The 25,810-nt window shown below is 43.0% G+C and carries 25 protein-coding genes; 13 read left to right on the plus strand and 12 right to left on the minus strand.

The window, feature by feature from the left end; translation table 11 throughout:
• The first annotated feature begins 73 nt into the window (after window positions 1–73).
• From ACOAOT_RS02190 to ACOAOT_RS02205, 4 genes are read left to right on the plus strand one after another with little or no spacing between them, the layout of a single operon-like run.
• Complete coding sequence (locus tag ACOAOT_RS02190; RefSeq protein WP_420215453.1) at window positions 74–670, plus strand: Maf family protein; 597 nt, start codon at window positions 74–76, stop codon at window positions 668–670.
• Window positions 667–1,452: an HAD family hydrolase gene (locus ACOAOT_RS02195; RefSeq protein WP_420215454.1), complete on the plus strand. Its 786-nt coding sequence runs from the start codon at window positions 667–669 to the stop codon at window positions 1,450–1,452. The genes ACOAOT_RS02190 and ACOAOT_RS02195 overlap by 4 nt, the downstream gene beginning before the upstream one ends.
• A gap of 15 nt (window positions 1,453–1,467) precedes the next feature.
• A complete protein-coding gene (locus tag ACOAOT_RS02200; RefSeq protein ID WP_420215455.1) occupies window positions 1,468–2,439 on the plus strand; it encodes a peptidylprolyl isomerase in 972 nt (323 codons plus the stop codon).
• Between the two features lie 28 nt (window positions 2,440–2,467).
• Window positions 2,468–2,719: a hypothetical protein gene (locus tag ACOAOT_RS02205; protein WP_420215456.1), complete on the plus strand. Its 252-nt coding sequence runs from the start codon at window positions 2,468–2,470 to the stop codon at window positions 2,717–2,719.
• 74 nt (window positions 2,720–2,793) lie between these two features.
• Here ACOAOT_RS02205 and ACOAOT_RS02210 read toward each other — a convergent pair whose 3' ends face one another.
• Window positions 2,794–4,080 (minus strand): M18 family aminopeptidase, encoded by a 1,287-nt coding sequence (locus tag ACOAOT_RS02210; protein WP_420215457.1) that lies wholly within the window; start codon window positions 4,078–4,080, stop codon window positions 2,794–2,796.
• Between the two features lie 176 nt (window positions 4,081–4,256).
• Here ACOAOT_RS02210 and ACOAOT_RS02215 point away from each other — a divergent pair, with 176 nt between their 5' ends.
• The 4 genes from ACOAOT_RS02215 (at window position 4,257) to ACOAOT_RS02230 (ending at window position 9,459) form a co-directional block, all read left to right on the plus strand.
• A complete protein-coding gene (locus ACOAOT_RS02215; protein ID WP_420215458.1) occupies window positions 4,257–4,754 on the plus strand; it encodes a DUF5721 family protein in 498 nt (165 codons plus the stop codon).
• 149 nt (window positions 4,755–4,903) lie between these two features.
• Complete coding sequence (gene htpG / locus ACOAOT_RS02220) at window positions 4,904–6,907, plus strand: molecular chaperone HtpG (RefSeq protein ID WP_420215459.1); 2,004 nt, start codon at window positions 4,904–4,906, stop codon at window positions 6,905–6,907.
• Window positions 6,908–7,088: 181 nt separating this feature from the next.
• Window positions 7,089–7,931, plus strand: a complete 843-nt coding sequence (locus ACOAOT_RS02225) for a DegV family protein (RefSeq protein ID WP_420215461.1) — start codon at window positions 7,089–7,091, stop codon at window positions 7,929–7,931.
• Window positions 7,932–8,241: 310 nt separating this feature from the next.
• Window positions 8,242–9,459 carry a CapA family protein gene (locus tag ACOAOT_RS02230; RefSeq protein WP_420215462.1) on the plus strand — a complete coding sequence of 406 codons (1,218 nt, stop codon included), beginning with the start codon at window positions 8,242–8,244 and terminating at the stop codon, window positions 9,457–9,459.
• A gap of 1 nt (window position 9,460) precedes the next feature.
• Here ACOAOT_RS02230 and mnmL read toward each other — a convergent pair whose 3' ends face one another.
• Complete coding sequence (gene mnmL / locus ACOAOT_RS02235; RefSeq protein ID WP_420215463.1) at window positions 9,461–10,405, minus strand: tRNA modification radical SAM protein MnmL/YtqA; 945 nt, start codon at window positions 10,403–10,405, stop codon at window positions 9,461–9,463.
• Window positions 10,406–10,575: 170 nt separating this feature from the next.
• Here mnmL and ACOAOT_RS02240 point away from each other — a divergent pair, with 170 nt between their 5' ends.
• The 3 genes from ACOAOT_RS02240 (at window position 10,576) to ACOAOT_RS02250 (ending at window position 14,573) form a co-directional block, all read left to right on the plus strand.
• Window positions 10,576–11,871, plus strand: a complete 1,296-nt coding sequence (locus ACOAOT_RS02240) for a galactokinase (protein WP_420215464.1) — start codon at window positions 10,576–10,578, stop codon at window positions 11,869–11,871.
• 83 nt (window positions 11,872–11,954) lie between these two features.
• Complete coding sequence (locus tag ACOAOT_RS02245; protein WP_420215465.1) at window positions 11,955–12,602, plus strand: cytidylate kinase-like family protein; 648 nt, start codon at window positions 11,955–11,957, stop codon at window positions 12,600–12,602.
• 120 nt (window positions 12,603–12,722) lie between these two features.
• Window positions 12,723–14,573: a sensor domain-containing diguanylate cyclase gene (locus tag ACOAOT_RS02250; protein ID WP_420215466.1), complete on the plus strand. Its 1,851-nt coding sequence runs from the start codon at window positions 12,723–12,725 to the stop codon at window positions 14,571–14,573.
• Window positions 14,574–14,629: 56 nt separating this feature from the next.
• On the opposite strand, the gene ACOAOT_RS02255 is transcribed toward ACOAOT_RS02250, so the two are convergent.
• The 7 genes from ACOAOT_RS02255 to ACOAOT_RS02285 all read right to left on the minus strand — a co-directional run bounded on the left by ACOAOT_RS02255 (window position 14,630) and on the right by ACOAOT_RS02285 (window position 20,465).
• The gene (locus ACOAOT_RS02255) at window positions 14,630–15,052 is read right to left on the minus strand and encodes a DUF134 domain-containing protein (RefSeq protein ID WP_420215467.1); all 423 of its coding nucleotides are present in this window, start codon (window positions 15,050–15,052) and stop codon (window positions 14,630–14,632) included.
• A 132-nt stretch (window positions 15,053–15,184) separates the two neighbouring features.
• Window positions 15,185–17,641, minus strand: coding sequence for a DsrE/DsrF/DrsH-like family protein (locus tag ACOAOT_RS02260; protein WP_420215468.1), 2,457 nt, complete (start codon window positions 17,639–17,641; stop codon window positions 15,185–15,187).
• Between the two features lie 135 nt (window positions 17,642–17,776).
• Complete coding sequence (locus ACOAOT_RS02265) at window positions 17,777–18,304, minus strand: flavodoxin family protein (protein WP_420215469.1); 528 nt, start codon at window positions 18,302–18,304, stop codon at window positions 17,777–17,779.
• 19 nt (window positions 18,305–18,323) lie between these two features.
• The gene (locus ACOAOT_RS02270) at window positions 18,324–19,166 is read right to left on the minus strand and encodes a nitroreductase family protein (protein WP_420215470.1); all 843 of its coding nucleotides are present in this window, start codon (window positions 19,164–19,166) and stop codon (window positions 18,324–18,326) included.
• A gap of 18 nt (window positions 19,167–19,184) precedes the next feature.
• Window positions 19,185–19,475 carry a putative quinol monooxygenase gene (locus ACOAOT_RS02275; protein ID WP_420215471.1) on the minus strand — a complete coding sequence of 97 codons (291 nt, stop codon included), beginning with the start codon at window positions 19,473–19,475 and terminating at the stop codon, window positions 19,185–19,187.
• Window positions 19,476–19,495: 20 nt separating this feature from the next.
• Window positions 19,496–20,002, minus strand: a complete 507-nt coding sequence (locus ACOAOT_RS02280; protein WP_420215473.1) for a nitroreductase family protein — start codon at window positions 20,000–20,002, stop codon at window positions 19,496–19,498.
• Window positions 20,003–20,015: 13 nt separating this feature from the next.
• Entirely contained in the window at window positions 20,016–20,465 is a 450-nt protein-coding gene (locus ACOAOT_RS02285; protein WP_420215474.1) for a MarR family winged helix-turn-helix transcriptional regulator, read from the minus strand.
• Between the two features lie 193 nt (window positions 20,466–20,658).
• Between ACOAOT_RS02285 and ACOAOT_RS02290 the strand changes: the two genes are divergently transcribed.
• On the plus strand, window positions 20,659–21,204 hold the full coding sequence (locus tag ACOAOT_RS02290) for a glutathione peroxidase (RefSeq protein ID WP_420215475.1): 546 nt from the start codon (window positions 20,659–20,661) through the stop codon (window positions 21,202–21,204).
• 35 nt (window positions 21,205–21,239) lie between these two features.
• Window positions 21,240–21,680 (plus strand): MarR family winged helix-turn-helix transcriptional regulator, encoded by a 441-nt coding sequence (locus ACOAOT_RS02295; protein ID WP_420215476.1) that lies wholly within the window; start codon window positions 21,240–21,242, stop codon window positions 21,678–21,680.
• A gap of 47 nt (window positions 21,681–21,727) precedes the next feature.
• On the opposite strand, the gene ACOAOT_RS02300 is transcribed toward ACOAOT_RS02295, so the two are convergent.
• The 3 genes from ACOAOT_RS02300 to ACOAOT_RS02310 form a co-directional block, all read right to left on the minus strand.
• Window positions 21,728–23,410 carry a methyl-accepting chemotaxis protein gene (locus ACOAOT_RS02300; RefSeq protein WP_420215477.1) on the minus strand — a complete coding sequence of 561 codons (1,683 nt, stop codon included), beginning with the start codon at window positions 23,408–23,410 and terminating at the stop codon, window positions 21,728–21,730.
• A 180-nt stretch (window positions 23,411–23,590) separates the two neighbouring features.
• Window positions 23,591–24,955, minus strand: coding sequence for an FAD-binding oxidoreductase (locus ACOAOT_RS02305; RefSeq protein WP_420215478.1), 1,365 nt, complete (start codon window positions 24,953–24,955; stop codon window positions 23,591–23,593).
• Between the two features lie 67 nt (window positions 24,956–25,022).
• On the minus strand, window positions 25,023–25,772 hold the full coding sequence (locus ACOAOT_RS02310) for an MBL fold metallo-hydrolase (protein ID WP_420215479.1): 750 nt from the start codon (window positions 25,770–25,772) through the stop codon (window positions 25,023–25,025).
• Between the last annotated feature and the right edge of the window lie 38 nt (window positions 25,773–25,810).

Raw genomic sequence — 25,810 nt, forward strand, 5'->3', positions numbered from 1 at the left:
CGGGATTCGTAACGGGTCCCGCCTGTTTGCAATTTCATGAGTCAGGAATTATAATAGAAGAGAGAGGGCACCAATGATAAAAGATTATAAGATTGTGCTTGCTTCGGCATCACCAAGAAGAAGAGAACTTTTAAACCAGATCAGTCTGAATCCTGTGATAGAACCAAGTACAGTTGTTGAGGTGATTACTACCAGGGTTCCTGAAGATGCGGTGATGGAGCTGTCTTTGCAAAAAGCAGAAGATGTGGCAAGACATCAGCAGCCTGGTACAATTGTAATCGGAGCTGATACTGTAGTGGCGGCAGAAGGTAGGATTCTTGGAAAACCGGGGAGTCATCAGGAAGCATATGAGATGATTGAATCCTTTCAGGGAAAAACCCATCAGGTCTTTACCGGTGTGACTTTGATTTGCTGTGGAACGAATGGAACTACAGTCCGCAGTTTTGCAGAACGGACCGATGTTCATGTATACCCTATGACTCCGGAAGAGATCCGCTTATATGCAGAAGATGAGGAGCCTATGGATAAGGCCGGTGCTTATGGAATCCAGGGCCGGTTTGCAGCTTTTATCAAAGGGATTGACGGAGATTACAGTAATGTAGTAGGATTGCCTGTGGGACGAGTCTATCAGGAACTAAAGCAGATCTGTGAGCAGGAGGAAAAAGCATGATAAAACTGATTGCATCGGATATTGACGGAACACTTGTGCCAGACGGAGGATATGAAGTTCCGGCTGAGCTTCATGAGGTAATATTAAAGTTACGGGCAAAGGGCATTCAGTTTGCCGCAGCAAGCGGAAGGCAATGGGTCAGCATTGAATCCATCTTTGATCCGGTGAAAGAAAAAATATTCTATCTTTCTGATAACGGTGCTTACATAGGCTGTCACGGCAGAAATCTGTTTCTGAATCCAATTGAACGTAAGACTGCCATGGATATGGTGGAAGATGTGAGGAAGACAGAAGGACTTGAGGTTATGCTCAGCGGTCCTGATGTGGTGTATATGGAGACGAAAGACAGGGATTTTATTGACTGGATGGTTAACAGCTATAAATTCCGCGTGGAAATGGTAGAGGACTTAACAAAAGTTGAGTCTGAATTTATTAAAATCAGTGTCTACAGGAAAACAGATGTAGAAAGCCATACCAGACAGTTAAGAGAAAAATACAGGGACCGGTTAAAGATTACCATAGCCGGAGATATGTGGATGGATTGTATGAGACCAGGGACTAACAAAGGTGAGGCGGTAAAGCTTCTTCAGGAAAGTCTGTCCATCACACCAGAAGAGACCATGGCATTTGGCGATCAGCTAAATGATATTGAGATGTTAAATCAGGCATACTACAGCTTTGCTGTTGGCAATGCCAGAAAAGAAGTAAAAGAGGCAGCACGGTTTCAGACCGATACCAATTTGAATCAGGGCGTATTAAAAATATTGAAGCTGCTTTTATAAGAAAGAGGGGTGCGTATGAAAAATCTACGCAGATACTGGGGAAGACTCCTTATAATTGCGGCGGCAGTATCCGCCATGCTTTCCGGCTGCAAGACGGAGATCCCCCTTGTATCGGAAATCAAGGAAACAAAGCTATACACGCTTCCACAGTCTATGATTATACTGGCGACTGAGAGGAATAAATATCAACAGCTTTACACCAGCCAGATCTGGGGGGTGGAGCTTCCCGGCGGACAAACATTTGAAACCTATCTTATGGATCAGGTAAGAGAATTTCTTCAGGAGATGAAGATGATGAATCTTCTTGCCGAAAGTAAGGGTGTGACCCTGACCAGCGGTGAGAAGGAGGAGATGCGCAAGGCTTCGGAGGAATATTATAATTCGCTGACTCCCGACGATATTGCTTATATGGGAGTGAGCCAGTCAGATGTGAGATTTATGTATGAGGAGTATTACCTGTCCAATAAAGTTGTTGTGGAGCTGACCAGGGATATGAATCTGGAGATCAGTGACAGTGAGGCCAAGGTTATTGATGTGGAAGAGATCGTAATGTCTGACAAAGCTGCGGCAGAAGAAGTCCTTTTAAAGATAAAGGAGCAGGGAGCTGATTTTTCTGCAATTGCCAGAGAATACTCGGAAAATGGAATAGTGGAACGTAAGATGGGTAGAGGGGAACACACAGGGGCTTTAGAAGATGCAGCCTTTGGTCTGGCTGAAGGTGAAATCAGCCAGGTGACAGAGAGTCAGGGTAAATACTATATTATCCGGTGCGTCAGTGATTACGATGAAGCAGCTACCCAGGAACGAAAATCCGGCTTATATACCAGCCGGAAAAAAGAAGCGTTTGACCAGATTTATGCCCAGTTTAAACAGGATAACCCCGTTACCTTTGGCAATAACATCTGGAAGGATCTCACATTTTCCAAAGATGATAAAACAACAACCACCAGCTTTTTTGAAATTTATAAAAAATATTTTACTAATTGACTTATAAGGAAGGAAGAGTAGAATACCAATGAAGCAGGAAGAGATTCTCAGGGGTAAGAAACGCAGCCGCAGGCGGAAGGGAAGACGCGGACCGGAACCGTTTATAAGAGTTATCATATTGTTATGTTTCTTTCTGCTTTTGGTTGTACTGACTGCAGGAGGGATGTTTGGGTACCGGTATATTCAGGGGGATAAAACTTCTCCTGAAACCCTGGAATCCAGCAGAGAGGTATTACCGGAAACCATGGGGCAGCTGCCTAACCGGATGCAAAGAGATTAGATAATTGGATGTAATAAGAATACGCCTTGAAACGGAATTGAATCCGGTCAAGACGTATTTTTTATAGAATTTATTTAAGCTTTGAAAAATGCTTCTGCAAGTCTTACCAGTGCTTCCTGATCCTTAACACCCATAAGCTCTCTGGCAGAATGCATGGCCAGCATGGGAACACCTACATCCACTGTGCGCATGGTCAGCAAAGCAGAAGAAATGCTTCCCAGAGTGGATCCGCCTTTTACATCGGAACGGTTTGAGAACTTCTTATAAGGGATATCTAAGGAGCGGCAGATGCCTTCGATCACGCCTGTGCTGGTGGCATCGGTTGCATAGGCCTGACTTGCCGCCAGTTTGATGGCTACTCCGTCTCCCATCATGATCTGGTTCTTAATATCACATTTCTCTCCGTGGTTTGGATGAATGGCATGAGCCACATCCATGGAAAGAAGAAATCCGCTTAATAAAGCATTTAAAAAATCGGTTCTGCCATATCCAAGGGAGGCGTATATCTTTTCCAGAATATGTTCAGTCAGTGCAGAAGCAGCCCCCTGTTTTGTGTGGCTTCCGATCTCTTCGTTGTCATACAGGGCAATGGCGTGGATTCCACTCTCATGTGTATCAGAAAGAATACCGCTTAAGCATGCAGAAACAGAGGTAATATTATCAAGTCTGGGAGCGGAATAAAATTCGTTTAGCAAACCAAGAGTGGTTCCGGACTCATAATTATAGATATAGATCTCATAATCCAGAATATCTTCTTTCTTTACCCCTGCTTCTTTTGCAAGCGCATCAATAAAAAAGCTTTCTTTGCTTAACTCATCAGTGACCCGGGCAATTAAAGGAAGCATGTCCACCTGTGCATTTAAGGGAACTCCTTCATTGGCATTGCGGTTCATATGGATAGCAAGGTTTGGAATGGTAAGAACAGGACGGGAAAAGTCCACAAAGATGGTTCTGGGATTCATAAGCGTGTCCCCTGTTACACTGACTTTACCTGCCATGGATAGAGGACGGTCAAACCATGTGCCTAAAAGTGGACCGCCATAAACTTCCACATTTAACTTTCCATATTCCAGAGAGGTTACTTCTGGAGAAGGCTTTACCTTTAAACAAGGCCAGTCCGTATGAGACGCCGCCAGTTTAAGTCTGGGTGTATCTCCCAACTCGTTGCCGACTGTAAATGCGATTAAGGTGGAATCAAATGCGTTTATAAAGTAGGAGCCTCCCTGTTTTACTTCCCAGGACTCCGCTAAAGGCAGTTCTTTAAAACCATTGGCAGTGAGCTGGCCGGCAGCTGCCAGTATGCAGTGATAGGGAGAAACGGATGCGGCGATCAGTTCTTCCAGCTGTTTCATATGATTCATATCATTATCCTCTTTTCTGATATTCAATTGGTTTATTGTATAAAACCGTTGATTTCATTATAGCATAGAAGACAGAGGTTTGGAATACCGGGAGAGTGTGAGAAATCCTACGTTGACATTGGAAGAGTTTCCGTTGTATAGTTAACGGAGAAAATACGGATGGGGAGAATGAAACCATGATTGCGTTGAATATAGAAGAGCTGAAACCTTTTACCACAAAGTTGTTTGTAGGAGAAGTTTTTGACCGTTTTCTTGTTAAAGAGGCTTCAATCACTACCTTTAATACATTTACCATTGACGGAGCCATACGGTCTGGCTATTATACTGCAGAGGAGAAGGAAGCCCTGGACTTAGGAGAGCTGTCCACCTGGGCCATGATGAAGCCCTTTTGTTTTTCGCTGATCAAGGGCAAACGGCTGCCTGGAAGTTTTAAGATTGTAATGCAGATGCCCAAAGAGGATACGGAGCGTTTTCTTTCCCAACGAAGGATTCCTTTCACTTCCAATGAGGTCAAAGGACTGTATATCAATATCAGATACGAGGAAGAACGACTGACCTGTGTGACAGGTACCTCAGTATCTGTTTTTACTCTGGACAAGACGTTAGATCAGGAATGGGACCAGGAATTTAAGGAGTTTTTAAAGCAAAACCGGATTGTTTATCTGGAAGAATGACATTATCAGCACTCAAACGGTTTGAGTGCTGATTTTCTATTGACAATTCCATTTCTGCGTATTAAAATACTCTTTGCAGGTATAAATTGTAAAAATTCCATGATGGTCATGGAACAAAAATAGAATAAGAGAGTAAGGAGTGTTCTGATATGGCAAAAACAGGAAGTTTGACAATCAACAGCGAAAATATTTTCCCGATTATTAAAAAATGGTTGTACTCAGACCATGATATTTTCTACCGTGAATTGGTATCCAATGGAAGCGATGCCATCACAAAGCTGAAAAAGCTTGATGTTATGGGAGAGTGGCAGAAGCCGGATGATCTGGAGTTCAAGATTGAAGTAATCACAGATTCCAATGAAAAGACGATTACCTTTAAAGATAACGGTATTGGTATGACCATGGAAGAGGTTGATGAGTATATCAATCAGATCGCATTTTCCGGAGCAAAGGATTTCCTTGAAAAATATAAGGACAAGACCAATGAAGATCAGATTATTGGACATTTCGGACTTGGTTTTTACTCTGCTTTTATGGTTGCAGATAAAGTAACCATCGATACAAAGTCCTACAAAGAAGGCGCAGCACCCGTTCACTGGGAGTCTGACGGCGGTACAGAGTATGAGATGGAAGAAGGGGATAAAGAAGAAGCTGGTACGACCATTAAGCTTTATCTCAATGAAGACTGTCTGGAGTTCTGTAACGAATACAGAGCAAGAGAGGTTTTAGAAAAATATTGTTCCTTTATGCCAGTTGCCATCTACTTATCCAATGTAACAGCTGAGCCTCAGTATGAGACCATTGAAAAGGAAGAACTGACTGAGAAGGATACTGTGGTTGAGACCATTGTGGAGGAAGCCAAAACAGAAGAAATAGAAAAAGAAAACGGCGAAAAAGAAATAGTGGAAGTTTCTCCTGCCAAAGAAAAATATAAGATTAATAAGCGTCCGGTGGCAGTCAATGATACCAACCCTCTGTGGAATAAGCATCCAAATGACTGTTCCGAAGAGGATTACAAGGGCTTTTACCGCAAGGTATTCCATGATTATAAGGAGCCATTATTCTGGATTCATTTAAACATGGATTATCCGTTTAACTTAAAGGGAATTCTCTATTTCCCAAAACTGAACTTAAACTATGACACCCTGGAAGGAACCATTAAGCTGTACAACAACCAGGTGTTTATCGCAGATAATATTAAAGAAGTAATACCGGAATTCTTAATGCTCTTAAAGGGTGTTATCGACTGTCCGGATCTTCCTCTGAATGTATCCAGAAGTGCGCTGCAAAATGACGGTTTTGTTAAGAAGATCTCAGATTATATTACAAAGAAGGTTGCAGATAAGCTGACTGGAATGTTTAAGACAGATCGTGAGAATTATGATAAATACTGGGCAGATATTAATCCATTTATCAAATTCGGCTGCTTAAAAGATGAGAAGTTTGCAGAAAAGATCAATGATTCCATTCTCTTTAAGAATCTGGAAGGCAAGTATTTAACACTGGCAGAATGTCTGGAAGAGAATAAGGAAAAACATGAGAACAAAGTATTCTATATAACCAATGAAAAAGAACAGAGCCAGTATATCAACCTCTTTAAAGAAGCAGGACTTGATGCGGTTTATTTAACAGAGAATATTGATAATCCGTTTGTGGGATATTTAGAGCAGAAGAATGAGAATGTGAAATTCTTATGTATTAACTCCGATTTATCCGATACTTTTAAAGAAGAAGTAACAGAAGAGGACAAAGAAGCCATGAAGGCTGATGTGGAAGCTTTGACTGAACTGTTCCGTAAGGCTTTAAATAAAGAGAATTTAGAGGTAAAGGTTGAAAAGTTAAAGAATGATAACGTTTCTTCCATGATAACTGTTTCTGAAGAGTCAAGACGTATGCAGGAAATGATGAAGATGTACACTATGCCTGGTATGGATGCTTCTATGTTTGGAGCAGGCGGCGAAACTCTGGTTCTTAACTATAACAACAAACTGGTTCAGTATGTATTAGGACATAAAGATGGTGCTCATACCAACGCAATCTGTGAGCAGCTTTACGATCTGGCAGCGTTAAGCCACGGATCTCTCACACCGGAGCGTATGACAGGCTTTATTGCAAGAAGCAATGAGCTGATGTTAGTAATGGCAGAAGTATAAGAATTTTTAATACAGCAGATAAAAGGGATGTCAAAAACAGAAGGCCTTTCAAATGGAGGTGGCTGTTTTTGACATCCATTTTTTTCATATTTATTCTATTGACAGACCAACTTTGTTTCTCTATAATATATAGTAATGAATACTACATGATAAGTTTCGTGCCAGGAGGAAGAATATAGATATGAGCTATAAAATCATTGGGGACAGTTGTACGGACCTGACGCCGGATCTGAAGAAAGATCCCCACTTTCAGATCATTCCGTTAATTTTACAGGTCGGTAATACACAGATAATTGATGACGAGACATTTGATCAGAAGAGGTTTCTTGAGCTGGTAAAAAGCAGCAGTGAATCTCCAAAGACAGCATGTCCGTCTCCTGAATTATATAAAGAGGCATTCGAGTGTGAAGAGGACCAAGTCTTTGTTATTACTCTTTCCGAGCATTTAAGCGGAAGCTATAACAGTGCAGTACTGGGTAAAAAGCTGTACGAAGAGGAACATGGAAAAGGCAGCAAGAAGATTGCCGTATTGGGATCCGATTCTGCTTCCTGCGGACAGCTTAATATTGCTGTTTACATTCAGTCTCTTTGCCAGGCATCTCTTCCTTTCGAAGAGATTGAGGATAAAGTGAGAGCCTATATAAAGAGCATGAGAACCTACTTTGTGCTGGAAAGCCTTGATACGTTAAGAAAGAACGGACGTCTTACCGGTCTGCAGGCATTTTTTGCTACTGCGCTTAATATTAAGCCTGTTATGGGAGCTGAATCTGGCGTGATCATTAAGCTGGATCAGGCCAGGGGAATCAACAAAGCATTGACCCGTATGGCTGATATTGCCATAAAGGAAGCCGGAGATACCAGGAACAAGGTACTGGCAATCGCTCATTGCAATAATCCGGAGCGGGCGGAGTTTGTAAAGCAGGAGATGTTGAAAAGAGGCCCATTTAAGGACATAATGATTACGGAAACAGCAGGTGTAGCCACAGTATATGCCAATGACGGCGGAATTATTATGACATTATAAGTCAGGTGTGACAACGTTCATATATAGGAAAAAAGCCGGTTTTGCAGAGAATAGGATTCGTGTATCCTTTCTGCAAAACCGGCTTTTTTTGCTTAATCCCCTGATTTGACAAAAACATGGAACCAGTGTAAGATGTAAAAATGGGAATTAATCCCAGATAATAGATAAGGGATCTGTTATGAATCATCCACAAAATACTGTGGAAAAGTGAGTTGTTCCGTCGTATATGGGGAAAAAAGATCAATAATTGTGGAAAAGGTTATGAACCAGCGAAAAGTATGTGGAAATTATTAACAATCTGGAGGAGTAAATGAAGAAGACCAATGGAACCATGAAGTTTCTGATTATCCTTCCCGTATTGCTGTTCGTCGTGCTGGCGGGGTGGATTGGAGGAACAGAATGGAAGCAGAGACAGGGAACAAAAGAAACAGTCAGTAAAGAAGCAGAAGTTACGAATACGTCTTCTGTTACCCAGCAGGATACCAAGAGTGCACGGGAAGAAAGCAGCAGTCAGGAAGTTCTGACTGTGACGGAAGATACAAAAGAATCCAAAGAATCCATTCCAAATCAGGAGAAAAATCCAGTGGTACATCTCCTTTTTGCAGGAGATATATTACTTTCTACTCATGTTACGACAGCATATGATAAAAATGGCGGTATTAATGGCGTGCTTGATGAGGGAATGCGGGGAGAAATCAGCAAGGCGGATATCTTTATGGCCAATCAGGAATTTCCATTCAGCAACCGGGGATCGGCAGCACCGGACAAGCAGTTCACATTTCGTTTAAATCCGGACCGGGTTTTAATGATGAATGAAATTGGTGTGGATATCGTAACAATCGCCAACAATCATACACTGGATTACGGAACGGATGCACTTTTAGATACCTGTACGGCGTTAGATGGAGCAGGAATCCGCTATGTGGGCGCAGGTCCTGATATGAACCGTGCAAAACAGCTTGAGACCATGGAGGTAAATGGAAAAACCTTCGGATTTCTTGCCGCATCAAGAGTTTATCCCGATCCCAACTGGGTGGCCAACAGCAAAAAACCAGGTATGGTAAGTGGATACGATCCAACCATACTTCTTGAGGAAATCCGTAATGCCAGAAGTATATGTGACTACGTGGTGGTCTATGTTCACTGGGGAGTGGAGCGGGAAGAAAAGCCAAAAGAATATCAGCGGCAGCTGGGACAGCAGCTGATTGATGCAGGTGCAGATCTGGTTGTGGGCAGCCATCCCCATGTTCTTCAGGGAGTGGAATATTACAAGGGAAAGCCAATTTGCTACAGTCTGGGTAATTTTATCTTTGGCAGCAGCATTCCAAAGACTGCCCTTATGAGGGCAGATGTAAATTTTGAGGACAATACCACAACTCTTTCTCTTGTTCCCGGAACCTCAGGTGCAGGATTTACGAAAACACTGACAAAGCCGGAAGAGGTAAACGGATTTTATCAGTATTTTCAAAATCTGTCTTTTGGAATTACAATCGATGACAATGGTGTTATTCACAATAATGGCAATTAATTCATACGAGGTATCTGTCACCCTGACAGATGCCTCGTTCTTTTAAACGCTTTGTCAGGGTATTCAGTACCAGACGCTTGTTACCGCTCCACAAAGGGGCCAGCAGAAGTTCCTTGGGACCATCTCCGCTCACCCGGTGAATGACCACAGATGGAGGCAGAAGTGAGAGACAGTCTATGACAAGATCCGTATATTCTAAAAGTGAATACACCGGTACAGTTCCCTTCCTGTAAAGATCCGCCAGGTCAGTTCCTTCCAGTATGTGAAGAAGCTGCAGTTTGATTCCGTCAATTCCGTGATCACCTAAACGCCCCAGATAGCGGATTGTCTCAAAAATCATATCCTTTGATTCTCCGGGAAGTCCTAAAATAACATGGGCGATCACCGTGATTCCCGCTTCTTTTAAATTCTGCCATGCATGATAAAAGTCGGACAGTGGATACCCTCTCCGAATGAACTCGGCTGTGGATTCATGAATCGTCTGGAGCCCCAGTTCCACCCACACCGGTTTTATGCGGTTTAATTCCTTTAACAAAAAAATAACATCAGGAGGAAGACAGTCAGGTCTTGTGGCAATGGATAAAACAACTACATCAGGCTGGGAAATAGCCTGTGTAAAGAGTTCACGCAAATAGGATACTGGCGCGTAAGTGTTGGTGTAGGATTGAAAATAAGCGATATAGAGGCCGTTTTCCCCGTTCATCTTAAGAGACACCCGTTTCTTGGCGGATTGAATCTGTTCTGCTACAGAAGTATGAAGCCCTTTGGCTTCTGCAAATTCCCCGGAGCCGCCTCCGCTGCAGAAAATACAGCCACCTGTTCCCAGTAAGCCATCCCGGTTAGGGCAGGTCATACCGCCATCCAGTGCAAGCTTATAGACTTTCTGTCCATACTGCATTTTCAGTTCATAATCTAAGGCGTGGTAAGGCTTGTCATTCCAGAACATGGTGACCTCCTGTTTTTTTGATTGTTTCATTATAGAAGAGAGATAGATGGAAGTCAAATTATTTTATAGCTTTTCGTAAAATATTATATTGTGAAAACTTTGGCACTTATGTTATACTCGAGATAATGGCGTTTGTATGCCAATGAATGGGGAAAAGGAGATTTTTCAGCATGAAAACAGATGAAACAATCCGTTTTTTAGAATCCGAAAAGGCAGGAAAATTAATGACTGCTTTGTATGGCGAAAAAGCGGCAGGAGAGAATATTTTAAGATATCAGAACCTGGTAAAGGACTTTAAAAATCATTTTCCGGAAGAAGATGTTCTTTTATTTACATCACCTGGGCGTACAGAGATCAGCGGGAATCATACCGATCATAATCACGGGAAAGTTCTGGCAGGAAGCATTAACCTGGACTGTGTAGGTGTGGCAGCGAAAAATAACAGTAACCTGATTAATATTGTCAGTGTGACTTATAACCAGAGCTTTACCATAGATCTTGAGGATCTGGCGCCAAGTGATAAAAAAGCCGGTACCATTGATTTGGTAAAGGGTCTGTTAAAGGGATTTTTAGAAAAAGGCTATGAGATTGGTGGTTTTAATGCCTATATAACCAGCAATGTAATCAGTGCGGCAGGTGTCAGCTCATCCGCTTCCTTTGAGATGCTTCTCTGTTCGATCCTGAACACATTTTTTAATGACAGCCGCATGGATACAGTGGCTTATGCACATATCGGAAGATATGCGGAAAACGTCTATTGGGACAAGGCTTCCGGTCTCCTTGACCAGATGGCATGTGCTGTTGGCGGCCTGATTACCATTGATTTTAAGGATCCTATAAAGCCTGCAGTGGAGCAGATTGATTTTGATTTCGCTTCCCAGAACCACAGCCTGATTATTGTCAATACAGGGAAGGGACATGCGGATTTAAGCGCCGATTATTCGTCCGTACCTGCAGAGATGAAGAAGGTGGCAGAGTTTTTTGGAAAAGAAGTCTGTGCAGATATAACAGAAGAAGATGTGATTGGTCAGTTAAGTGCGGTTCGGGAATATGCAGGAGACCGTTCTGTACTCCGGGCTCTTCATTTCTTTGAAGAAAATAAGCGTGTGGATGCAGAAGTGACTGCTTTAAAAGAAGGAAGATTTGACGAGTTCCTTTTAAATATTACTGCTTCTGGAAATTCCTCCTGGAAATGGCTTCAGAACTGCTTTACCAATACCAGTTTCCAGGAACAGGGAATTACGGTTGCTCTTGCTCTTACGGAATTATTTATTGCTAATAAAAAGCAGGGAGCATGCCGGATTCATGGAGGCGGATTTGCAGGGGTTATTATGGCTGTTCTTCCCAATGAAATCACAGAGGAATACATCTCCTATATGGAAACGGCTCTGGGAGAAGGCAATGCTTACCGTATGAGCATCAGACCTTATGGTTCCATCTGTTTTAATGCAGTTGCAGAGCAATAATAATTGTAAATCCTGCCATAATAGAGTACAATAGAAGCAAGAAAACCTTCACATATCATGTAAGGGAAAAGGAGGCAGGCATTATGAAAGAAAAAAGTAATCTGATCATCACCATAGGAAGGCAGTACGGAAGCGGTGGACGTATTGTGGGAAAAGCTCTTGCAGAGGAGTTGGGAATTCATTTTTATGATGAGGAGATTCTGACGATCACATCGGAACAAAGTGCGGTTGGAGAAGTCTTTTTCCGCCTTGCAGATGAAAAAGCCGGCAATAATCTGTTATACCGGATTGTCAGCGGATTAAAACCGCAGCTTGGCAAGCCCTCCACAGATGCGGACATTGTAAAACCGGAGAATTTATTCCGTTTCCAGTCACAGGTTATTAAGGAACTGGCGAAAGAGGAATCCTGTATTATCGCCGGAAGATGCGCGGATTATATTTTAAGCCGTGAGGAAGAGAATGTTCCTGGGCTTGTGAAGATCTTTGTCTATGCAGATACACCTACACTGATCCAGAGAACCATGGAAGTTGATAAGATTGATGAGAAGGAAGCCGCTAAGCGGGTAAAGAAGGTTAACAGGGAACGGAAAGAATATTACCGCTACTATACCGGTGAAAACTGGGAAGACTGGAACAATTATGATCTCATTATTAACACAAGCCGGATTGATCTGGAACAAACGGCCGGGCTGATTAAAGATTATATAAAATTAAGAGGAATTGAAGCCTGAAACATATTGTAAATCCTTTGATGCAGAGATATAATGAATATTAGAAGTGAGAAAAGCCGGTTGGAAAAGTTTCCACTGGCTTTTTTCAGAAAACGTGTTTTCAGAACGGAGATCACTTATATGAACTACGGAAAAGACTCCAGGATTACGTCTGTGATCGCGAGCATGTTCAGTGTTCTTATTTTGTTGGTCCTTGCTTTTATTTTCTTATCCAGTCAGCAGGAAAAGCTGAATCAGGAATTCAATCAGTTGATTTATTCAAGTCTTACTTCCTTTACAGACACACAAAAAAATCAGATTTTAAAGTTAGCCGATGATGCAGGAACTATAAAATACGGCATGGAAAGTATGATAGAGGCGGCCAGTCTGTCTCCGGAAGATCAATGGATGAATCATTACCTGACAAAAATGGAGGGGGAAAATCCGGATTATCAACTGGAATATGTCTCATGCAGCAATTGGAAAGAAATAATATCCGGAGAAGGAAAACGAAGGATTTTTGAACAGGTTATAAACAATAAAACAGATGTACTGGATATTTTGTGTCCTATGGAAAATGGAAACGGATGCATATTTTTAGTAGCTGAGCCGCTTACAGCCAATGGTACAGTGGCAGGAGTTTTATTTTTCACCTTTAAAACGGAGAAGTTTGAAGAAATTGCTAAAGATCATATGCCCTTTAAAAAGATCCATTCGCAGATCATTAAATCGGATGGCAGCATTCTTTATTGCAATAGTGATCAGTTAATACGCGGCAGTAATCTGTTTTCCAACGTCAATGCCAACGAAGCACAAAACCAGAGTGTCAAATTCATTAAAAGCCAGATAGAAACCGAAGATTCATTCACTACCTCTGTTGCCATGAACGGGAAGAACTATTATATTTCGGCAATGAAGGTAGGGATCAATGACTGGAGTCTGATTAACTATGTCCGATCTCCGGATATTATGCTGCAGTCAGAATATGTATTTGGTATGTTTTTCGGTACGGCAATTTTGCTGATCCTGCTGACAATTGCAGGATGCAGCTGGATATTCCTTTTGTTTTACAGACAGAACCAGAAGCTTCAGCTGGAGTCCCAGCGTTATTCGGTTCTATCCCAATTTACCGATACGCTGCTTTACGAGTATGATTATGAAACAGATACCATTGAATTTACTTCCAATGCCAGAAGAAAACTGTTCCTGGAAAAGTTAAAGGCAAGAGGGGTTCTAAGACTGAACCGGGGGGAATATTTAATGCATCCGGAGGACTGGCAGAAGGGGGAACGTCTTCGCTGGGCGCTATTAGGAAGTAAGCCGGATGAGGTAAGGTATTGCAGAATCCGGTTAAAAGGGCAATCAGGAGAATACCGGTGGTTTAGCTGTCAGTATAAGATTCTTCCCGGACAGGAAGGCTGCAAATCCCGAATGGTTGGAAAGCTGGAGGATATTACCGACCAGCTGGGAAGAGAAGAGATGCTCATAAACCGCGCAAGAAAAGACCCCTTAACGGGAGTATATAACCGTTCGGGAGAGCAGATTATTGATGGCAAGCTTTCACTGTTGTGCAGTGGTATCTTTTTCATGATAGATCTGGATAATTTTAAGGAGATCAATGATACCTGCGGACATGCTGCAGGAGACCACGTTTTAACAAGAGTAGCGGAATCTCTGGAAAAACTGGTGGGAAAAGACGGAATCGTGGCGAGAGTGGGCGGAGACGAGTTTGTAGTCTTTATTACGGAGAACTGGGATGACTTACGGATCACTGATATGGCAGAGTCCATTCTTGATCTTATGGATCATACAGAAGAGGGATATTATACTGTGATCCGTGTTACCGCAAGCATCGGAATTGCCATTGCACCAAAGGACGGAAGCAGCTATGAAGAATTATATAATGCTGCAGATAAGGCAATGTACTACATAAAACAAAACAGCAAAAGAGGATACGCTTTTTATAAAGGTGAAGGAAAAGAGCATCTATAAAACCGGAACCAGCTGGCCAGAGTTTTGGACTGTCTGATTCCGGTTTTTATTCTTATTTAATCGGTAGATCCGTTTCCTTTTTTGCAGAACTGGTTTTTTCCACAGCAGATATCTGCCCTGCTCTGATCTGTGCAATGTCCAAGCAGACCTCTCTTCTGGGAACAGTTTTTCCCGCAGCAGTATCTGGATTCCGGGCATAAAGTATAATTCCCTCCCTGAATAACCAGCTTCTTCCCATTAACAAGAGCATCTGCAAGCTTGCTTCTGGCGCTGTCATAGATTGCCTGTACCGTCGTTCTCGCCACACTCATCTGTTGGGAGCATTCATTCTGGGTAAGCTTCAGATGATCAATTAAGCGGATCACTTCGTATTCATCCACAGACATCTCTATGGTCATAAGTTTTTCTTTGTTGCAGGGGGCAAATTCCATTGTTTCTGGCATTTCACATACACGTCGCTGTTTTACGGGTCTGGCCATCTTATCTGTCACCTCATTTCAAATAAGGTTAGTATATCTGTAGTTGAATAAAATGTCAATCATACAGCTGAGAAAGGAGCATATTAAATGAAAAGCGGAATCAGAAAATAATGTTCCGATTCCGCTTTTATATTAGATAAATAAGTTTACATTGGATTCTTCTGCGTCTCCCAGATAGGCACCTACGCCACCCAGTTCTACACCATCAATCAGTTCTTCCGGACGAATTCCCATTACATCCATGCTCATGGTACAGGCAACAATACGAACGCCTGCTTTCATGGCTTTCTTTATCAGGGTTTCCAGGGAATCTACATTTTTGTCATTCATGATTTTTTTCATCATGGCAGTTCCCATTCCGCCCATATTCATCTTAGACAGTTTCAGTTTTTTGCTTCCCCGGGGGAGCATAACTCCGAACATGGACTCTACCAGAGTTTTCTTAACCGGTTGTTTCTCTTCTTTTCTTAAGGCATTCAGTCCCCAGAATGTGAAGAACATGGTAACCGGCCTTCCCATGGCAGCTGCACCGTTGGCGATGATAAAGCTGGCAAGAACTTTATCTAAGTCTCCGGAAAATACGATCAGCGTCTTTCCGTCAGCAGCCTCTTTTTGTGGGGCTGAAGGGGAAGGGGAGCTTTTTTTAACCAGTGCCACATAATCATTATCCCGCCGTTCATTGGATAAAAGGGTGTGGCCTGTTCTGCGGCACCATGCTCCGATATCTCTGGCAAAACCTGGATCAGAAGCGGAGACTTCCATAACCGAACCTTCCTTCATGTCTTTCATGGTTTCAAAAACCTTCATGATGGGACCGGGGCACTGCATACCGCTGCAATCCAGACGCATGGCTGCTGTGGGAATGTCCTTCGTATCCATCTGACCGTTATCTGAAAATGAGACCGGCGTGGTAATTTTTGGGGTGGTGTCATTTTGGTAGTGGGTGGACTGATAAAATCTTACTCCGCCCGGATAGATCTTTACATGAGCGAACCCGTTCTGCATCAGAATACGTGCTGCATTATAGGCACGGACTCCAATGGCACAGAAGGTGATGATTTCTTTGGTAGGATCCAGTTCTTTTAACCGGTCTCTGAGCTGTCCCAGTGGAATGTGCTTCGCCTGGGGCAGTGCAAAAGCCATCAGCTCTGCATCCTCTCTGACATCCAGCAGCTGTGCACCTGTATTTTTATCCGGTGAATCCCAGGAAGCAAAGGAAACTCTTCCTTCCAGAAGATTCTCAGCGGTAAATCCCGCCATATTAACCGGATCCTTGGCAGAAGAAAATGGAGGTGCATAAGCCAATTCCAGATATTTTAAATCTTCAATTGTAGCTCCAAGGCGTATGGAAACGGCAAGTGTATCGATCCGCTTATCTACGCCATCCATACCCACAATCTGGGCACCGTAAATGGTCTTTCCATCCATGGAGAATAAAAGTTTCAATGTGAGGGGAACTGCTCCGGGGTAATAACCGGCATGAGAATTCTGGGTAATGATGATACTTTCATAATCAGTTCCCTTTTTCAAACCTCGTTTTATCAGTGCTTTTTCATTGGCACCAGTTGAAGCAGCAGTTAAATCAAATACTTTTGCAACAGAGGTTCCCTGGGTTTTTTTATAAGTTTCTTTTCCGCCAGCAATGTTATTAGCAGCAATACGTCCCTGCTTATTGGCAGGGCCTGCAAGAGGCACCATGGCAGCATCTCCGAAGGTGAAATCGCTGACTTCGATCACATCACCCACAGCATAGATATCAGGATCTGAGGTTTTTAAGGTATCATCAACAATAATTCCGCCCCGCTCATTGACAGCCAGACCGCAGGATTTAGCCAGTTCGCTGTTTGGACGTACGCCAATAGAAAGAATCACCAGTTCTGCTTTTAAGATCTTACCGCTTTTTAAGGTAATAGACACAGAGTCGTTCTCATCAGCAAAAGATGAAACTCCGTCTCCAAGATAAAGGGAGACCTGGTTCTGGACGATGTTTTCATGAAGCAGCTGAGCCATCTCAAAATCGATGGGTGCCAGTACCTGATCCTGCATTTCGATGAGAGATACGCTAAGACCGGCATGACGAAGATTTTCAGCCATCTCAAGTCCGATAAAGCCTCCGCCGATAACCGCAGCAGTTTTAATCCCTTTTTCTTTAATAAGACCACGGATGCGGTCGGTATCCGGAACAGTCCACAGAGTCTGAATTCTGGAAGATTCAATTCCTTTAATAGGCGGGCGGACAGGAGAGGAACCTGTGGAAATGACCAGAGTATCATAGGATTCCTCATAGGATTCCCCTGTTTCCAGTTTCCGGACCGTTATTTTTTTGTTTTCCCTGTCTATGGCTGTTACTTCATTTTTTACTCTGACATCAACTCCGTATTTCTTTCTCATGGCTTCCGGCGTCTGTAAAAGCAGAGCATCTCTGGATTTGATTACATCACCTACGTGGTAAGGAAGACCACAGTTTGCATAGGAAATATACTCACCCCGCTCCAGAATGAGTATCTGAGCATCTTCATCCAGTCTCCTGAGTCTGGCTGCACAGCTGGCTCCGCCTGCGACTCCGCCGATTATAACAGTTTTCTTCATGGTGCGCCTCCTGATATATGAAAAATTTCATTAAAATAAGCTTGTTATGTTTTTGACACTCTCAGTATAGGACGTCAGAAGAAAAATGTCTGTGACAGAGTCACATAAAATAATATTGGTCCATCTGGCTGTCATCTACAGGCTGGCTGCAAAATCCCGAACCTGGTCTAATTTTTCTGATTTAAGCATGCTTCCTTTTTCAGCCATACCTGATATGGTGATTACCCCTTTGTTTTCCCATTTCAAATAAGAGCAAATGGAATTTAACTGGGTTTTTGCTGCGTCGTATACTCCGTCAGCTCCGGAATTTAAAAGCATGGCAATGGATTTGATATGAAATCCTTTTTTTGCAAATGCGTACATTCGGTCAATGAAGCACTTTGTCTGTGCGGATACATCAAACCAGTACACGGGGGAAGCCAGTACCAGCATGTCTGCCTGACTTAAATCTGTTAAGATGCTGTTCATATCATCATTCTGAATACATACTCCGTCATGAGTAAAGCAATAGGTGCATGCCAGACATGGTTCAACCTTTAAGGTGCTTAACTCTTTGACAGTAACTTCATGGCCAGCCTCTCTTGCTGATTTTGCAAAAGCAGACGCCATAATTTCTGTATTGCCGTTTTTTCTTGGACTACCTGTGACTACTAATATGTTCAAACTAACCTACCTCCGTTTTTTATGAATGAAGAACCCAGGAAAATAAGTATTTCATTTCAGAAGAAGTTTTTATTTCTGGAACAGGAAGCTTTTTAAATTCACCTGGAAGCTTCTTCTCTGCAGCAGCCAGACCAAAATGGCAGGCAGCAATTCCTACATCAACTCGCTGGATATCAACAGAGCTCTTCCCTTCCTTTAATGTCTTTGCTTCGTAGAAATGATAGGCGTTCTGACTTTTTACAACTCTCCAGGGCTGTTTATTTACAGCGGAGGGTGCCAGTCTTGTCATTTCCAGGGCAAAAGCAAAATCTCCCGCATCGGATTTTGCCAGAGGAGAGGAAAAATCATCCTTAAAGAAAAGCTCATTCCAGTCTTTTCGCTGGTCAGATTTGGCGGTCCACTTTATGATCGACTCTATTGGTCTTTTTTTACCAGTGGGATATCCAAGGGGGGAAATAACCGGAAATAAATCTCCGTCTTTCAATTCCATGGCATGTGAGAAGGCGCTTTTATCAAAGGTACCTCCCAGCCAGCACGTACCATATCCAAGTGCTACGGCGTAGAGAACTAAATGTTCCATAGAATATCCCAGTGCCTCCAGTGCCAGATCACTATCCGGTACAGAGGCGCCAATAAAGTTCCTGGCACCTTTAATGACTCCGTAGGTGCCAAGTTTTTCTCCTTTCAATGCGTCACTGCTTTCCAGAATACGGAAGCTTACGTCCACAGAGAATGGATTGTTTAAAGTCTTAATAAAATCATGGAACAGTTCTGTTTCCTTTGGTGAGAGAGAGCGGGGCTCATAGGACCTGATACTGCTGCGCTCCCTGATGGTTTTTTCCACGGGAAAAACAGGTTTCATAGGATTTTGTCCTTTCTTTTATATAAGAGTTTTATAAAAATTACTGTCTCCTGGTTTTTCAACCAATTCTTTCATGGCACCAATGGCATCTTTAAAATGTTCAGATGCTCCGTGAGCAGCCAGACTGGCCTGATCTTCCCATTCTTCCAGCATGGTTAAAATATGGGGATCTTTTACGTCCTGAACCAGCTCGTACCGGATACAGCCGGCATCCTTTTCTCTGGTCTGCTTTACAAGCTGTGTGGCGACTTCAATAAATGCATTGATTTTATCTTCTTTAATATAATTTTTTGCAACAACCTTAATCATTTTATTTTATTCTCCTTTGTTTATGCCCATTTTTCATAATGTACGCGTTCTGCTTTATACCGGTCTGTAAATTCATTTTTCTGTCCATCGGGATAACCAATGGCAATCAGTCCGAAGGGTTTGATATGGTCCGGAAGCTGAAAGAAACTGCGTACCTGTTCAGTCACCACATCAGAAGTGGCCACACCCAGCCAGACGGCTCCCAGTCCTAAGTGAACAGCCTCTAACAGTATATTCTGGGAAGCTGCACCTAAATCTTCTTCCCAGCCCTTTGGAACCTTAAATTCATTTTCATTTCCCAGAAGAGCGATGGTAACCGCTGATCCTGCCACTGGTTTTGCATAGGGAGATACGTCAGCCAGTTTCTTTAAATTCTCTTTGTCCTCTACCACAATAAATTCCCATGGCTGCTGGTTGGCTGCTGAAGGCGCCTGCATGGCTGCACGCAAAATTCTGTCAATCTTCTCCGGTTCTACGGCATCAGTGGTAAATTTACGGATACTCCGTCTGTTAAAAATCTCCTGCATAAAAAAATCCTCCTTAATTGTTTTCAAGTTTACCCAGCAGTTTTTTACTGAGGGTCAGAAACTGAGCTGTCTCTTCTTCTGTCAGAATCCCATGATACTGCTCATGAAGAAAATTCCAGGATTCCATAATGTTTTTCTGAAGTGCAAGACCCTGGGGCGTAGTGCTTAAAATTACGGACTTTCCCTCACATCGTTTGGAAACAAGACTTTTGTGTTCCAGCTTTTCAATCAGCCGGGTGATGGTGGAAGGTGTTAAATGAAGCGTTTCCCCCAGCTCCTTCTGAAGTATCTCTTCTTTCTGGTTAACCAGATAAAGCAAAAGAGCATGACTGGGAGAGAGTCCGGTTTTTGAAAAAGCTTCCTCTGCAATCTTGCCAAACACTCTGGAAAGCTTTACTGTGGTAAAAAACAGGCAGCTGTTAAGAGAGCAGGCCTGTTCCTCTGTTGTGTTATTTTTGTTCAAAACATCACCTCTCTTGTTTGTACATACAAATGATACCACTATGAAATTTTACTGTCAACAAAAAAATACAAATAGACCAAATTAATTTGTTGCAATTAAATGTTACAAAACTATTGACAGGACAACAGAAGTATTTTATAATAAAAGCAACTTAAAAAATAATCTTTTATTATAGATACAAGGAGGTATTACAATGTCTGTTTATGATTTTACTGTAAAAACTATGTCCGGAGAGGATAAAAAGTTATCTGATTACAAAGGAAAGGTACTTCTTATTGTGAACACAGCAACAGCCTGTGGATTCACTCCTCATTATACCGATCTTCAGGCAATTTATTCAGAGTACAAGGACAGCGGTCTGGAAATTCTTGATTTCCCATGCAATCAGTTTGGCAATCAGGCACCTGGAGATGATGAGGAGATTCATACGTTCTGTACCGGACGTTTTGGCGTAACATTTCCACAGTTCTCAAAGATTGATGTAAATGGTGAGAATGCGATTCCACTGTATCAGTATCTGGTGAAGGAAAAAGGGTTTGATGGCTTTGATCCGGAGCACAAGCTGACCAGTGTGCTGGAAGAGATGTTTGAGAAGGCAAATCCCAATTATAAGAATGAGCCGGCTATTAAGTGGAATTTCACAAAGTTTCTTGTTGACAGAGATGGGAATGTAGTGAGAAGATTTGAACCAACTGCTGATATGAAGCTGGTGGAAGAAAGCATAAAAGAATTGCTGTAATAAAATACAGGACAGCAGGAGAACGGAGAAACGTGATGAATTATGACAGATTAAAAATAGAGAACCAGCTTTGCTTTCCGCTTTATGCCTCCGCCCGGGAAATTGTCAGGCTTTATAAGCCGTTTCTCGATGAGATTGACTTAACCTATACCCAGTATATTGCCATGATGGTGTTATGGGACAGGAAGAAAGTCACTGTAAAGCAATTGGGTGAGACCCTTTATCTGGATAGCGGTACGCTCACTCCCCTGCTAAAGAAGATGGAAGCCGGAGGCCTTTTGACCCGCAACAGGGACAAGGAAGATGAGCGCAGTGTCATTGTAGAACTGACTGAGAAGGGCGAGCAGTTAAAAGAGCAGGCGGTAACCATACCAGAACGGATCTCTCAGTGTGTCCCTCTTAACCAGGAAGAAGCGAAAGAACTTTACCATCTTTTATACAAGATACTTGGTAATACAATGAAACATCTGGAATAAAAAAAAGACTCAGGAAGGCCGTGAAGCCATTCCTGAGTCTTTTTAACTTAGCTGTTGTGTGACAGCCTGAATCTTCCAACTTCCTGCTTTAAGGCATGCGCCTGTGCAGCAAGCTCTTCACTGGAAGCAGAACTTTCTTCTGCTGTGGCTGCATTACTTTGAATTACGGCAGATACCTGATTGATGCCCTGATTGATTTCCTCCATGGAAGCCACCTGGACTGATGACGTGGATTCCACTTCTCTGATGGATACTTCTGCAAGTCTTGCCTTTTCCCCTACTTCAAGGAGTATATCAGAGGCTTCTTTTGCCAGTTTCTCACCTTCCGAGACGCTGATTGCGGAATTCTCAATTAATGCAGCAGTCTGCTTTGCGGCTTCCGCAGATTTGGCAGCCAGGTTTCTTACTTCATCTGCAACAACAGCGAAGCCTTTTCCGGCACTGCCGGCCCGAGCAGATTCTACTGCTGCATTCAGTGCCAGTATGTTGGTCTGGAACGCAATGTCCTCAATAACCTTGGTGATGCTGGAGATTTTTTCCGATGAAGTGCTGATTTCTTTCATAGATACATTCAGTCTGTTCATATGTTCATTGCTTTTTTTAACACCTGTGTCAGCTGCGGCCACATATCCGGCTGCAATCTGCATATTTTCTGAATTCTGCTGTGCCTGTTTTGCTACTGTGGCAATGGATGCAGTCAGCTCTTCTATGGCAGCAGCCTGTTCTGTAGTTCCGGAAGCAAGTGACTGGGAAGCAGAAGACACCTGTCCGGCGCCGCTGTTAACCTGGTCAGCTGCGTCGTGGACGATAAGGAGTGCCTGATTTAAATCCCGTTCAATTTTCTGAAGAGCCAGCCCTAACACATCGGCATCCGAGCGAAGGGGAATGACGCTTGTGAAATCACCGTTGCTGATAGCAGTGGCGGATCTGGCCTGATCCTTAATTCCTTCCAGCATTTTAGAAAATGCATCAGCCAGCTGACCGGTTTCATCCTTGGAATCAAGGTCGGCTAAGTCAACATCTATATAACCAAGAGAAATCAGCTCCGCTGCTTTTACCACCTGTTTAATTGGTCTGCTGATCATTGTGGAAATTCTAACTCCCAGTAAGACAGCGGCTGAAACACCGCAGATGATTAAGAGAACAAGAACCACTGTGGAAATGAGCGCAACGAGCTCATTTAAGTCACTAAGCTCCTTTGTTTCACTCATACGCTGATCAATGATAGCATCGAAGTTATCATATACTTTCTGTATGCTGTCCTGCTGATCGGTCATGGCTTTCTCTGCTTCCTCTTTTTTTCCGGCTTTTGCAAATTCAATGGATTTTGTCATGGCAGGGTCATAGGAGCTGGAGAAGAGAGAAACTGCCTCTTCAAATAAAGTCATGGACTGAGAGCCTGCGGGTATGGAAGCTTTATAAACTGCAGAGTGGTTTAAAAACTGTTCCTTTTCCTGAGCGTAGGATTTTTCCAGTTCTCCAATCCGTTCTTTATTACCGGCATTGCTTATAATATCTTTGGAATCGGTTCTGATCTGATACAGACTTTCCATTGTGTGGAACATATCGTCAAGAGGGGCTGTCTTTGAACGATACATATAAGTATCCTTGCTGTTTATAAACAGCATACTGGCAAGTCCTACAATGCCTACCAGCAATGTGATGAGAGCTACTGAAAGAAATCCTGTCAGTAGCTTTTTAGAAATGGGGTAGTCTTTGAAATTTTTCATTTGTAATATCTCCTTTTTTGGCACGAATTTGTATAGGGTCAAAACAGAGGTATAGCAGTAAATATTATTAAATTGTATCAGTATTATATCTGATCATAAGAAAAAACACAATCAGATTCATGAGAACAGACGCCCTTCCGGTGGATTGCCTTAAGGGGCGTCTGTGCTTTTCCTGTCACCCTATAGTTGGGAACAGCGGCAGGAACTGCCAATTGCCTGTGGATAGGTGAAAATCTTGCAGGGGTCGTATTCTTTTCTCACCTTTTTTAATCTGCAGACATGGCAGCCATAATATTCTTCCAGATAACAGGGGAGTCCTTCATATGGGAAGTTTACATAAGAGCCGGTTGTGACAGAAGACAGGTAACCAGACTGGCGTGCCACCCACAGGGCATTTTCCCCTTTGCTGTTTTCAAAAACCGTATTGAGCCAGGTGATGTATCTGGCATCTCTATAATAAAAAGCAGTGGAATCTGTTGATACTTCGGAAACCCTGCCGCCCAGTGCGTAGAGAGAAAGTCCGGTGTAAATGGACCCTGTAGGGCGTTTGTTAATAAGCCCTGCCAGTTTCAGACATTCACATTCGGTCAGCTCTCTTTTCACGAAACCGCTTGCGGATAAAAAGGCTTCAAAAGGAGGATAAAAGCTTCCGATTATAGTAACTGCTTCTAAAAACGTCACGTATTTTAAACGGTACTTCACCCCGCCAAGTTCCAGAAGGGGGGCGATGCTTCCAAGAGCAGCCTCCGGTGGTCCATAGAAAAAGCCTCTGGATAGAATGGAGAGACCTTCTTCCTGTGAATTAAAAATTCTGCCAACCAGTGTAATTCGTGGATCAGCGTGTTCCAGCCATTCCTGCCAGGCAAGAAGAAAGTAAGCCTGCTTTTCCTGGTCGGCAACGGGATACATGATTTCAACCAGAGTAATTTTATCAATCTTTTTGGGAAGCAGGAAGGTCATGGAGACAATAATTCCATAATTGCCGCCACCACCGCCTCTGCACGCCCAGAACAGATCCGGATTTTCTTCCGAACTGGCAGTGATGAAACTGCCTTCTGAATTAACCATGGTAAAATTCAAAAGGCTGTCACATCCTAGTCCCAGATAACGGCAGGAGAGTCCCCAGCCGCCCCCCATGACATAACCAGTGACTCCCACTGAGGGGCAGGTACCGCCAGGAAACGGATATCCTCTTAAAGATACAAATTCGTAAAGCTGTCTGTTATTTACACCGCCCTCTACAGTAAGAGTGCGGTTCTCCTCATCAATTGAAATGTGATTCATTTCACTAAGATCAATATCAAGTACATCATTGCCTGTAGAATATCCTTCATAATTGTGGCCTCCGCTTCGAATGCGAAGACAGATATCCCGTTTTCTGGCCCATAACACCGCATTGCTGACTTCGGAACTATTCCGGCAGTAAACAATGGCCAGAGGAAACCGGTTGACAGCCCGGTTATAGACTTGTCTGGCCTCATGATAGAAAGGATCATCTGGAGTTACCACACGGCCGGTCAGACCGTCAAAACTGCAGGTGCTCATAGTGATTGCCTCCTTTCTTACTACCATGGTATTAAGGAAGGAGGCAATTGGTGCCGGAGAGGAGATTCTAAAGCTTCATGATCTTTTTCTCATTTAAATTGGACAGACCCTCTGGTGTATGGGTAGATAAATAGACCGTTGGATTCTGACTGATAAAGGAGCGAACCTTTGTCAGAGTCTCTCTTGCAGCTTCAAGATCTTCAAAAACCACAGACAGGCGGTTTTCGATCAGGGCGGCATCGGTATAAGTAATGTCCCCGTGTATGAGATAAAACAATCCGTCATTTTCTGCAATTACAATGCTGTTGCCTTTTGTATGTCCAGGTGCAGGAAGGAAATAAATACCATCTGTGATCTTTTCACTTGCTTCAAAGTTATGGTAGGCTCCATCTTTAAACTCCACAGGGACAATATTGTCTCCGCTTAACTTTAAAGCTTCTGCCTCTGCTTTGGAAAGGTAGATTTTTGCGTTAGGAAAGCTTCTAAGCTCGCCGGAATGATCGGGATGCTTGTGAGTCAGAAGAATCCGGGTTACATCCTCTGGCTTGTAGCCTAAATGGGAGAGAGCGGTTACATAATCATGAATCCGTTTCCCCTGATAGATTTTCTGCCCCTCTTTTGCAGGGGTGTCGGGAGCCTCTTTCGGGATGCCAGTATCAATTAAGATGACTTCCCTCCCTGTATCAATGAGATAATTCTGGAGACTGGATTCATAGGTCCTTGTTTCATCAAAAATCGGTTCACTGACTCCGCCTCCCAGTGCGAATGGTTGTGTCATAAAACCGCCCTCATATAATTTAACCGCTTTAATTTCCATGTGAATACTTCCTTTCCTGCCTGTCTGGCTCTTTATTT

The organism is Lacrimispora struthionigena (assembly GCF_048627165.1).
GTDB lineage: Bacteria > Bacillota > Clostridia > Lachnospirales > Lachnospiraceae > Lacrimispora.